This is a genomic window from Streptomyces sp. AC627_RSS907 (genome assembly GCF_019049165.1).
The window spans coordinates 1,193-12,917 of sequence record NZ_JAGMUE010000154.1 but is presented as its reverse complement, the minus strand read 5'-3'; the positions used below and the strand labels follow the sequence as shown (position 1 = coordinate 12,917).

8 protein-coding genes are annotated in these 11,725 nt (G+C 73.1%); all 8 read left to right on the top strand.

Features of this window, described 5'->3' with window-relative positions:
- Positions 1-52 precede the first annotated feature (52 nt).
- Complete coding sequence (locus tag KUM32_RS29365) at positions 53-1,330, top strand: Gfo/Idh/MocA family protein (RefSeq protein WP_217145005.1); 1,278 nt, start codon at positions 53-55, stop codon at positions 1,328-1,330.
- A gap of 16 nt (positions 1,331-1,346) precedes the next feature.
- Positions 1,347-2,345, top strand: a complete 999-nt coding sequence (locus tag KUM32_RS29360) for a sugar phosphate isomerase/epimerase (protein WP_217145004.1) — start codon at positions 1,347-1,349, stop codon at positions 2,343-2,345.
- Between the two features lie 264 nt (positions 2,346-2,609).
- Positions 2,610-6,323 carry a ThuA domain-containing protein gene (locus KUM32_RS29355; RefSeq protein ID WP_217145003.1) on the top strand — a complete coding sequence of 1,238 codons (3,714 nt, stop codon included), beginning with the start codon at positions 2,610-2,612 and terminating at the stop codon, positions 6,321-6,323.
- A gap of 179 nt (positions 6,324-6,502) precedes the next feature.
- Entirely contained in the window at positions 6,503-7,720 is a 1,218-nt protein-coding gene (locus tag KUM32_RS29350; protein ID WP_217145002.1) for an inositol-3-phosphate synthase, read from the top strand.
- Positions 7,717-8,859 (top strand): SCO3242 family prenyltransferase, encoded by a 1,143-nt coding sequence (locus tag KUM32_RS29345; RefSeq protein ID WP_374227563.1) that lies wholly within the window; start codon positions 7,717-7,719, stop codon positions 8,857-8,859. The genes KUM32_RS29350 and KUM32_RS29345 overlap by 4 nt, the downstream gene beginning before the upstream one ends.
- The gene (locus tag KUM32_RS29340) at positions 8,856-9,770 is read left to right on the top strand and encodes a sugar phosphate isomerase/epimerase (protein ID WP_217145001.1); all 915 of its coding nucleotides are present in this window, start codon (positions 8,856-8,858) and stop codon (positions 9,768-9,770) included. The genes KUM32_RS29345 and KUM32_RS29340 overlap by 4 nt, the downstream gene beginning before the upstream one ends.
- Positions 9,771-10,198: 428 nt before the next feature.
- Positions 10,199-10,873 carry an EboA domain-containing protein gene (locus KUM32_RS29335; protein WP_217145044.1) on the top strand — a complete coding sequence of 225 codons (675 nt, stop codon included), beginning with the start codon at positions 10,199-10,201 and terminating at the stop codon, positions 10,871-10,873.
- On the top strand, positions 10,873-11,721 hold the full coding sequence (locus KUM32_RS29330) for a TatD family hydrolase (RefSeq protein WP_217145000.1): 849 nt from the start codon (positions 10,873-10,875) through the stop codon (positions 11,719-11,721). Before KUM32_RS29335 ends, KUM32_RS29330 begins: the two co-directional genes overlap by 1 nt.
- Positions 11,722-11,725: the final 4 nt, after the last annotated feature.

Below are 11,725 nucleotides of genomic sequence, written 5' to 3'. Positions count from 1 at the left end.
CCGGGGCGGGGCCCACCCCCCACCGCGCCACCACGACGAGGAGGACATCCGCATGGGACAGCCGCAGCAGCCCGAGGGGGCCGGGGCTCAGGCAGCAGTCACCGGGACCGGAACCGAGAGCGGGACCGGGACCAGGGCGACGGGCGCGTCCGTGACCAGACCGCCGTTGCGCGTCGGCATGGTCGGCTACGCCTTCATGGGCGCCGCCCACTCCCAGGGCTGGCGCACCGCCGGCCGGGTCTTCGACCTGCCGCTGAACCCGGTACTGGCCGCGATCTGCGGGCGGGACGCCGACGCCGTCCGCGCCGCGGCCGACCGGCACGGCTGGGCGAGCACCGAGACCGACTGGCGGGCCCTGGTCGAACGGGACGACATCGACCTCGTCGACATCTGCACCCCCGGCGACAGCCATGCCGAGATCGCCCTGGCCGCGCTCGCCGCCGGAAAGCACGTCCTGTGCGAGAAGCCGCTCGCCAACACCGTCGAGGAGGCGGAGGCGATGACCCGGGCCGCCGAGGAGGCGGACGCACGGGGCCGGCTGGCGATGGTCGGCTTCAACTACCGCCGCGTGCCGGCCACCGCACTGGCCCGGCGCATGGTCGCCGAGGGCCGCATCGGCCGGCTGCGGCACCTGCGGGTGACGTATCTCCAGGACTGGCTGGTGGACCCGAAGGCCCCGCTGACCTGGCGGCTGCGCAAGGAGCTGGCGGGTTCGGGAGCGCTCGGCGACCTGGGCGCGCACATCGTCGACCTCGCGCAGTACCTGACCGGGGAGCGCATCGCGGGCGTCTCAGCCGTCACCGAGACCTTCGTACGCCAGCGCCCGCTGCCGGCCGGCGCCGCGCGGGGCCTGTCCGCGGGCTCGGCGGACGGCACCACGGGGCAGGTCACCGTGGACGACGCCGCCCTGTTCACCGGCCGTCTCACCTCCGGCGCCCTGGCCTCCTTCGAGGCCACCCGGTACGCCACCGGCCGCAAGAACGCCCTGCGCGTCGAACTCAACGGAGAGCGCGGTTCGTTGGCGTTCGACCTGGAGCGCCTCAACGAGCTGTCGTACCACGACGGCACGGAGCCGGGGGAGCACGCCGGGTTCCGCCGGATCCTCGTCACCGAACCCGAGCACCCCTACCTGGACGCCTGGTGGCCGCCGGGTCACGGACTCGGCTACGAGCACACCTTCGTCCACCAGGCGCGCGACCTCGTCCACGCCGTCGCCGAGGGCCGCCGCCCCGACCCCTCCTTCGCCGACGGGCTGCAGGTGCAGCGCGTGCTCGCGGCGGTCGAGGAGAGCGCCGAGAAGAACTCCGTCTACACCCCGATCGCCCCCTGAGGAGGCTGGCAGCGACATGCCGCGCAACTTCACTCTCTTCACCGGCCAGTGGGCGGACCTGCCTCTGGAGGAGGTCTGCCGCCTCGCTCGCGACTTCGGCTACGACGGTCTCGAACTCGCCTGCTGGGGCGACCACTTCGAGGTCGACAAGGCCCTCGCGGACCCGTCCTACGTGGACTCGCGCCACCAGCTGCTCGACAAGTACGGGCTGAAGTGCTGGGCGATATCCAACCACCTGGTCGGTCAGGCCGTCTGCGACGCCATCATCGACGAACGCCACCAGGCCATCCTGCCCGCCCGCATCTGGGGCGACGGTGACGCGGAGGGCGTCCGGCAGCGGGCCGCGGCCGAGATCAGGGACACCGCGCGGGCCGCGGCCCGCTTCGGCGTCGACACCGTCATCGGCTTCACCGGGTCGGCCATCTGGCACCTGGTCGCCATGTTCCCGCCCGCCCCCGAGTCGATGATCGAGCGCGGCTACCAGGACTTCGCGGACCGCTGGAACCCGATCCTCGACGTCTTCGACGCCGAGGGCGTGCGGTTCGCCCACGAGGTCCACCCCAGCGAGATCGCCTACGACTACTGGACCACGCGGCGCGCGCTGGAGGCGGTCGACCACCGGCCCGCCTTCGGCCTCAACTTCGACCCCTCGCACTTCGTGTGGCAGGACCTCGACCCGGTCGGCTTCCTGTGGGACTTCCGCGACCGGATCTACCACGTCGACTGCAAGGAGGCCCGCAAGCGCCTCGACGGCCGCAACGGGCGGCTCGGCTCCCACCTGCCGTGGGGCGACCCGCGCCGCGGCTGGGACTTCGTGTCGGCCGGCCACGGCGACGTCCCCTGGGAGGACGTCTTCCGCATGCTCCGCGCCATCGACTACCAGGGCCCGGTGTCGGTGGAGTGGGAGGACGCCGGAATGGACCGGCTGCAGGGCGCCCCCGAAGCGCTCACCCGTCTCAAGGCGTTCGACTTCGAACCGCCCAGCGCGTCCTTCGACGCCGCGTTCAACAGCTGATCCACCCGCCCGGCAGCAGGTCGGGGACGGGGGCCGGCACCTCAGCCGGTCCCCGGTCCGGCCTGCCCGGATCCCGCTTTGTCCTGCCTTGGGAAAAAGTTCAACCAGCACTGACCCAAGGGGTGTTGGACGCGGACGAACGCGGTTACCGTCCCTGAAGTGTTCAGGACACCCACACCTCCGGGGTGACGGCGCACCCCGGCGCCCGCACCGCACGCCTTCGCACCCATCCCGTACGGCCCATCCCGTTCCCGGAGGGACTTCGTGCACAGAAGCAGACTCAGAAGGACCGGAACCCCGCGGCTTCGCACCACCCTCGCCCTGTTCACCGGCCTGATGCTGGCCGTGGGCACCCCGGCGACCGTCGCCGGCGCCCACCCCGGCCACCCGGAACACGACCAGCCGGCAGCCGCCGAGGGGCAGTTCCAGCAGGTACCGCTCGCCAAGGGTGAGCCCGAGATGGGCGAGCCGATGTCCCTCGCCGTGCTCCCGGACCGCAGCGTCCTGCACACCGCACGCGACGGCACGCTGCGCCTCACCGACCAGGGCGGCGTCACCAGGATCGCCGGCAAGCTCGACGTGTACAGCCACGACGAGGAGGGCCTGCAGGGCGTCGGCATCGACCCGGACTTCAAGAACAACCGGGCGATCTACCTCTACTACGCCCCGCCGCTCGACACCCCCGCGGGCGACGCCCCCGAGACCGGCACCGCCGAGGACTTCAAGAAGTTCGACGGCGTCAACCGCCTCTCCCGCTTCGTCCTCAAGCCCAACGGCACGCTCGACATGGCCAGCGAGAAGAAGGTCCTGGACGTCGCGGCCTCCCGCGGCACCTGCTGTCACGTCGGCGGCGACATCGACTTCGACGCCGAGGGCAACCTCTACCTGTCCACCGGCGACGACACCAACCCCTTCGCCTCCGACGGCTTCACGCCGATCGACGAGCGACCGGACCGCAACCCGGCCTTCGACGCCCGCCGCAGCGCCGGCAACACCAACGACCTGCGCGGCAAGATCCTGCGCATCAAGGTCGCCGAGGACGGCTCGTACACCGTCCCGGAGGGCAACCTCTTCGCCCCCGGCACCGCGAAGACCCGTCCCGAGATCTACGCGATGGGCTTCCGCAACCCCTTCCGGATGAGCGTCGACGACAAGACCGGCACCGTCTACGTCGGCGACTACGGCCCCGACGCCGGCGCCGCCGACCCGAAGCGGGGACCGGCGGGCCAGGTCGAGTTCGCCAAGGTCACCAAGGCCGCCAACTTCGGCTGGCCCTTCTGCACCGGTGACAACGACGCCTACCTCGACTACGACTTCGCCACGAAGACCTCCGGCGAGAAGTTCGACTGCGCCGCACCGAAGAACACCTCGCGGCACAACACGGGCCTCGTCGACCTGCCGCCCGCGCAGGCCGCGTGGATACCGTACGACGGCGGGTCCCTGCCCGAGTTCGGCAGCGGCTCCGAGTCCCCGATGGGCGGACCCGTCTACCGCTACGACCCGGACCTCGACTCCAAGGTGAAGTTCCCCGAGGAGTACGACGGCGACTTCTTCGCCGGGGAGTTCGGCCGCCGCTGGATCAAGCGCATCGAGCAGACCGAGGACGGCGGGGTCGCGAAGATCAACGACTTCCCGTGGACCGGCACCCAGATCATGGACATGGAGTTCGGCCCCGACGGCGCGCTCTACGTCCTCGACTACGGCCTCTCCTGGTTCCAGGGCGACAAGGACTCCGCGCTCTACCGGATCGAGAACGCCGAGGACGGCTTCTCCCCGATCGCCGAGGTCAGCGCCGACAAGACGTCCGGCGCGGCCGGCCTGAAGGTCGCCTTCACCGCCTCCGCCAAGGACGCCGACTCCCCGGACCTCACCTACAGCTGGGACTTCGGCGACGGCACCAAGGGCGAGGGCCTCAAGCCCACCCACAAGTACAAGAAGACCGGCACCTACACCGCGACCTTCACCGCGAAGGACCCCGAGGGCAACACCGGCAACGCCAGCGTCCGGATCGTCGTCGGCAACACCGAGCCCAAGGTGAGGATCGAGGTCCCGGGCAACGGCAGCCTGGCCGCCTTCGGCGAGCCCGTTCCCTTCAAGGTGACGGTCACCGACCCCGAGGAGACGATCGACTGCTCCAGGGTCAAGGTCGCCTACAGCCTCGGCCACGACTCCCACGCCCACGAGCTGACCAGCGAGACGGGCTGTGAGGGCACCCTGAAGCCCCCCGCCGGCGACGGCGGCCACGACCCCAACGCCAACATCTACGGCGTCGTCGGCGCCGGCTACACCGACGGCGGGGCCAACGGCCAGGAGGCACTGACCGGCACCGCGCGCACCGTGATCCAGCCGCTGCACCGCCAGGCCGAGCACTTCACCACCCAGTCGGGCATCAAGACGTACGACAAGACGGGTGCCAACGGCGGCAAGACCGTCGGTGACATCGACGACGGCGACTGGATCTCCTTCAGCCCCTACCGGTTCGACGGGCAGAAGAAGCTGACCGTGCGTGCCTCCTCCGGCGGCGCCGGCGGCTTCGTCGAACTGCGCACCGGCTCGCCCGACGGCCCGCTGCACGGCTCGGCGTACATCCCGCCGACCGGCAGCTGGGAGACCTTCCAGAACGTCGACGTGCCGCTGCGGGCCCTGCCCAAGCGCACCACGGAGATCTACCTGGTCTTCAAGGGAGGTGAGGGCGCGCTGTATGACGTGGACGACTTCGAGTTCTCCAAGGAGCCGTTCAAGGGCGGCAAGAGGGTCCTGGTCTTCTCCAAGACCGCCGGCTTCCGGCACGACTCCATCCCCGCGGGCATCACCGCGCTGAAGGAGCTGGGCGCACCGGCCGGCATCACGGTCGACGCGACCGAGGAGGCCCGGCAGTTCACCACGACCAACCTCGCCAAGTACGACGCCGTGGCCTTCCTGTCCACCACCGGTGACGTCCTCGACGCCGACCAGAAGGCGGCGTTCGAGAAGTACGTCAGGAACGGCGGCGGCTACATGGGCGTCCACGCCGCGGCCGACACCGAGTACGGCTGGAAGTTCTACGGCGGCCTCGTCGGTGCCTACTTCCACTCGCACCCGGCCGTCCAGAAGGCCACCGTCCGCGTCGAGGACCACGACCACCCGTCCACCGCGCACCTCGGCGACACCTGGGAGCACACGGACGAGCTGTACAACTACCGCACCAACCCGCGCGAGCAGGCCAAGGTCCTCGCCACCCTCGACGAGACCACCTACCAGGGCGGCACCATGAAGGGCGACCACCCGATCGCCTGGTGCCAGACCTACGAGGGCGGCCGCTCCTTCTACACCGGCCTCGGCCACACCAAGGAGTCCTACGCCGACGAGACGTTCCGCGCCCACCTGCTCGGCGGCCTCCAGTACGCCACCGGCCAGGTCAAGGCCGACTGCAAGCCGAGCAAGGGCTACCGGAAGATCTTCAACGGCCAGACCCTGGACGGCTGGAAGCAGGCCGGCCCCGGCACGTTCAACGTCAAGGACGGCACCCTGGAGTCCGAGGGCGGCATGGGGCTGCTCTGGTACCAGGCCAAGGAGCTGAAGTCGTACTCCCTCAAGCTCGACTGGAAGATGCGGGGCGACGACAACTCCGGGATCTTCGTGGGCTTCCCGGCCTCCGACGACCCGTGGTCCGCGGTGAACAAGGGCTACGAGATCCAGATCGACGCCACGGACGCGCCCGACCGCACCACGGGCTCCGTCTACTCCTTCAAGTCGGCGGACATCAAGGCCCGTGACCAGGTCCTGCGTCCGCCCGGCCAGTGGAACTCCTACGAGATCAAGGTCCAGGGCGAACGCCTCCAGGTGTTCCTCAACGGAGTGAAGATCAACGACTTCACCAACAAGGACCCGGAGCGGAGCCTGACCGACGGCTACGTCGGCCTCCAGAACCACGGCGCCGCCGACCAGGTCTCCTTCCGCAACATCCAGCTGAAGGAACTGCCCACCACGGGCGACTAGAACGGCGGCGGGCGGAGGACGCCGGACCTCCGCCCGCCGTCACCTCGTGTGTCCACCCCTGTCTCCACCCCTGCGTCCCCCTGTGTCCACGGCCGGTGGTGTGCACGGCCGCCTGTGTGCCTGACCGCTTGTGTGCGACCGCTCGTGTGTGTTCGACGCGCTCGACAAGGAGGCTGCCCATGTCCGCGTCCCCCTCAGGTCCCCTTGGCTCCCTCGGCTCCCTCGGTCCCCGTGGCTCCCGTACCGGTGTCTGGCTGATCGGAGCCCGCGGTTCCGTCGCCACCACGGTGGTGGCGGGCTGTGCCGCCGTCACCGCGGGGCTGCACCCGCCGACCGGCATGGTCACCGAGACCCCCGACTTCGCCGACGCCGGGCTGCCCGCGCTCTCGTCCCTCGTCTTCGGCGGCCACGACACCGTGGACTGCCCCCTGCCCAAGCGTGCGGAGGCCCTGGCCGCCGGAGGCGTGCTGCCGCCGGGCCTCCCCTCCGCCGTGGAGGCGGAACTGACCGCCGCCGACCGCGAGATCCGCCCCGGCGGCCCGCTGCCCGGGGACACCCGCGGCGAGGAGGACCTGATCGCCGCCTTCGCCGCGGACATCACCGACTTCGTACGACGCTCGGGAGCGGACCGGGCGGTGGTGGTGAACGTGGCCTCCACCGAGCCCGCACCCACCGGCCGCACCCTCCCGGCCAGCTCGCTGTACGCGGCGGCGGCCCTGCGCGCCGGCTGCCCGTACGTCAACTTCACCCCGTCGACCGGCCTGCACCACCCGGCACTGGCGGCTTCGGCCGAGGCGAGCGGACTGCCCTACGCGGGCCGCGACGGCAAGACCGGCCAGACCCTGCTGCGCTCGGTGCTGGGCCCGATGTTCGCGCAGCGGGCGCTCACCGTACGCGCCTGGTCAGGCACCAACCTCCTCGGCGGCGGCGACGGTGCCGCCCTGGCCGACCCGGCCGCGGCGGCGGCGAAGAACGCCGGGAAGGAGCGCGTCCTCGCCGACACCCTCGGCGCCGTACCGCAGGGCGAGGTGCACATCGACGACGTGCCCGCGCTCGGCGACTGGAAGACGGCCTGGGACCACATCGCCTTCGACGGCTTCCTCGGCGCCCGGATGTTCCTGCAGACCACCTGGCAGGGCTGTGACTCCGCCCTCGCCGCGCCCCTGGTCCTCGACCTGGCCCGGCTGACCGCACGCGCCCACGAGTCGGGCCGCTCCGGTCCGCTGGGCGAGCTGGGCTTCTACTTCAAGGATCCCGTGGGCGACGGACCGTCGGGCCTCGCGGAACAGTACGCGCAGCTCGTGCGGTTCGCGGCGGGGCTGCGGGACGCGGACCCGGGGGGCCGGGCGGAGGCCGACGACCACCCCGACCACCCCGGCGTCGGGGAGCAGCGGTGAGCCGCACGGCGGAGACGGTGCCGTCGGGCCGCCCGGCAGCGGCGTCCGGCACGGCCGCCGCGACGGCCCCCCGAGACGCCGAGGGACCGGGCCGGGGCGGGGCACGGAGGGACGGGCGCACGGCCGGTCCCCGAACCGGTGCCCGCGCCCGCGCCCGCGCCGGGGCCTGGGCCTGGGCCGAACTCCTCCGTCTGCCCGCCCTGTTCACCGTCCCCGGCGACGTACTCGCCGGGGCGGCCGCGACCGGTGTCCGGGCCGGGCCCCGTACCCTGCTCGCCATCGGTTCCTCCCTGTGCCTGTACGAGGCCGGGATGGCCCTCAACGACTGGGCGGACCGTGCGGAGGACGCCGCCGAACGCCCGCACCGGCCCATCCCGTCCGGCCGCGTCCGCCCCACCGCCGCCCTCACGGCGGCCTGCGGTCTGACCGCGGGCGGCCTGGCCCTCGCGGCCCGCGCCGGCCGCCCCGCCCTGGCCGTCGCCGTGCCGCTGGCGACGACCGTGTGGGCGTACGACCTCACCCTGAAGCACACGCCCGCCGGCCCCGTGGCCATGGCCGCGGCCCGGGGTCTCGACCTGTTGCTGGGCGCCGCGGCGACCGGCGGCGACGTCCGCGCGGCGGTGCCGTCCGCCGCGTTGCTGGGCACCCACACCCTCGCGGTCACGGCCGTCTCCCGTGAGGAGACCCGGGGCGGTTCCTCCCTGGCCCCCCTGGCGGCCCTCGCCACCACCGGCCTCCTGGCCCACCTGGCGGCCCGCCGCCCCACCCGGCTCCCGGCAGGCCGGGGGGAAGCAGCCACCCCCGGCCTGCCGGGCCCGACCTCCGCAGCCCGGTCCCGTTCCACCGACCGTTCCCTCCTCCCGGGTACGACCTTCCGTCCCACCACCGAACGGATCACCTCCGCTCTCACCTCCGCCGTGACCGCCGCCTACGTGGCCACCGCAGCCCGCCCCTACTTCCACGCCGCCCTCAACCCCTCACCCCCGCTCACCCAGCGGGCCGTCGGTGGCGGCATCCGCGCCACGATCCCCCTCCAGGCCGCGCTCACCGCCCGCGCCGGCGGCAAGGCCACCGCCGTACTGATCGCGGCCCTCGCCCCGCTCGGCCGGAAGTTCGCGAGGAAGGTGAGCATCACGTGACCCCTGAGACCCCCGGATCCCCCCGCACATCCCTCCGCTTCGGTTACGGCACCAACGGCCTCGCCGACCTCCGCCTCGACGACGCCCTCGCCCTGCTCGCCGACCTGGGCTACGACGGCGTCGGGCTGACCCTCGACCACATGCACCTCGACCCGCTCGCCCCCGACCTCGCGGCCCGCACCCGCCGGGTCGCACACCGGCTGGACGCGCTCGGCCTCGGCGTCACCGTCGAGACCGGCGCCCGCTACGTGCTCGACCCGCGCCGCAAGCACGGCCCCTCCCTCCTCGACCCGGACCCGGAGGACCGCGCCCGCCGCACCGACCTCCTCGTCCGCGCCGTCCGGGTCGCCGCCGACCTGGGCGCCCACGCCGTGCACTGCTTCAGCGGCATCACCCCGGCGGGCACGGACGAGGACACGGCGTGGAAACGGCTCAGCGAGTCCCTCGCCCCGGTCCTGGACGCCGCCGCCACCGCGGGAGTCCCGCTGGCCGTCGAGCCCGAACCGGGCCACCTGCTGGCCACCCTCGCCGACTTCCACCGGCTCCGCCGAACCCTCGGGGACCCCGAGCACCTCGGCCTCACCCTGGACATCGGCCACTGCCAGTGCCTCGAACCCCTTCCTCCCGCCGACTGCGTGCGCGCGGCCGCCCCCTGGCTGCGCCACGTACAGATCGAGGACATGCGCCGCGGCGTCCACGAGCACCTTCCCTTCGGAGACGGTGAGATCGACTTCCCGCCCGTGCTCGACGCCCTTGCCGCCACCGGCTACCAGGGGCTGACCGTCGTCGAACTGCCCCGCCACTCGCACGCGGGTCCCCACTTCGCCGAACGCTCCCTCCCGTTCCTCCGCAGGGCCGCGGCAGCGTCCCTGCGCACGAACCGCTCGGGCGAGCCCTCCGCCACGCACTGAAGGGAGCCACACCCATGACGCAGGCACACGCCGGCCACGTCACCCCCGACACCGCTGCCGCCGCTGGCGCCGCCGTCACCGCTGCCGCCGCTGGCGCCGCCGTCACCGCTGCCGCCGCTGGCGCCGCCGTCACCGCTGCCGCCGCTGGCGCCGCCGTCACCGCTGCCGCCGCTGGCGCCGCCGTCACCGCTGCCGCCGCTGGCGCCGCCGTCACCGCTGCCGCCGCTGGCGCCGCCGTCACCGCCGACGCCGCTGGCGCCGCCGTCACCGCCGACGCCGCTGGCGCCGCCGTCACCGCCGACGCCGCTGGCGCCGCCGTCACCGCCGACGCCGCTGGCGCCGCCGTCACCGCCGACGCCGCTGGCGCCGCCGTCACCGCCGACGCCGCTGGCGCCGCCGTCACCCAGGACGCGGAGGGCACCCCCGTCGTGCAGGACACCCAGGGCGCCACCCCCGCCCACGTCCCGCCGGCCGCCCTGCGCGCCGCCCTCGCCGCAGAACTCGGCGGAGCCGCCCGCGCCTGGCTGGACCAGGCCCTGGAGGAGGCCGCCGCCCACCCCGGCAGCCACGGCCCGATCTCCGTGTGGGAACTGCGCCTGGCCGAGGCGGGCCGCCGCTGCGGTCCCGTCCACGCGGACGCCGCCCGCGTGCTGGTCCTGCACGCCGCACAGGCCGACACGGACACCCTGACCCGGGTCTACTCCCAGGGCACCGCCGACGAACGCCGCGCCGTCCTGCACGCGCTGCCCCACCTCGTACCGGGCCCCGACGCCCTCCCGCTGGTGGAGGACGCGCTGCGCGCCAACGACACCCGGCTGGTCGCCGCCGCCCTCGGCCCGTACGCCGCCCGGCACCTCGACGCCCACCAGTGGCGGCACGCCGTACTGAAGTGCCTGTTCACCGGCGTGCCCGTCGACCAGGTGGCGGACTTCGCCCGCCGGGCCCGCGCGGACGCCGAACTCGCCCGCATGCTCGCCGACTACGCCGCCGAACGCGCCGCCGCGGGCCGCCCCGTCCCCGAAGACCTCCACCGCGTCCTGGCCCTGACCGAGCCCGCGCCCCCGTCGCACGGCACGGCCGACCCCCACGGCAAGGAGTCCTGATGCGCATCTTCGACCCCCACATCCACATGACCTCCCGGACCACGGACGACTACGAGGCCATGTACGCCGCCGGCGTCCGCGCCCTCGTCGAGCCCTCCTTCTGGCTGGGCCAGCCCCGCACCTCGCCGGCCTCCTTCCGCGACTACTTCGACGCGCTGCTGGGCTGGGAGCCGTTCCGCGCCGCGCAGTACGGCATCGCCCACCACTGCACCATCGCGCTGAACCCGAAGGAAGCCAACGACCCCCGGTGCCTCCCCGTCCTCGACGAACTGCCCCGCTATCTCGTCAAGGACAGGGTCGTGGCCGTCGGCGAGATCGGCTACGACTCCATGACCCCCGCCGAGGACACCGCCCTGGCCACCCAGCTCCAGCTCGCCGCCGACCACGGCCTGCCCGCCCTCGTGCACACCCCGCACCGCGACAAGCTCGCCGGCCTGCGCCGCACTCTGGACGTGGTCCGCGAGTCCGCGCTGCCGACGGACCGGGTCCTGGTCGACCACCTCAACGAGACCACCGTCAAGGAGGCCAAGGACAGCGGCGCCTGGCTCGGCTTCTCCGTCTATCCGGACACCAAGATGGACGAGGCCCGGATGGTCGCCCTCCTGCGCGAGTACGGCCCGGAACAGGTCCTGGTGAACTCGGCCGCCGACTGGGGCAGGAGCGACCCGCTCAAGACTCGCAAGGTCGGCGACCTGATGCTCACCGAGGGCTTCACGGAGGACGACGTGGACCTCGTACTGTGGCGCAACCCCGTCGCCTTCTACGGGCTCAGCGGACGGCTGGAACTCGACGTGACCCCCGCCGACGCCACCCACGAGGGCAACTCCATCCTGCGCGGCGGGGAGTGAGCCA

What these genes read in the sequence shown, in the direction of transcription:
- KUM32_RS29350 (WP_217145002.1), top strand. Translation starts at nt 6,503, where the DNA reads ATGTCCGCGTCCCCCTCAGGTCCCCTTGGCTCCCTCGGCTCCCTCGGT.
- KUM32_RS29365 (WP_217145005.1), top strand. Translation starts at nt 53, where the DNA reads ATGGGACAGCCGCAGCAGCCCGAGGGGGCCGGGGCTCAGGCAGCAGTC.
- KUM32_RS29360 (WP_217145004.1), top strand. Translation starts at nt 1,347, where the DNA reads ATGCCGCGCAACTTCACTCTCTTCACCGGCCAGTGGGCGGACCTGCCT.
- KUM32_RS29330 (WP_217145000.1), top strand. Translation starts at nt 10,873, where the DNA reads ATGCGCATCTTCGACCCCCACATCCACATGACCTCCCGGACCACGGAC.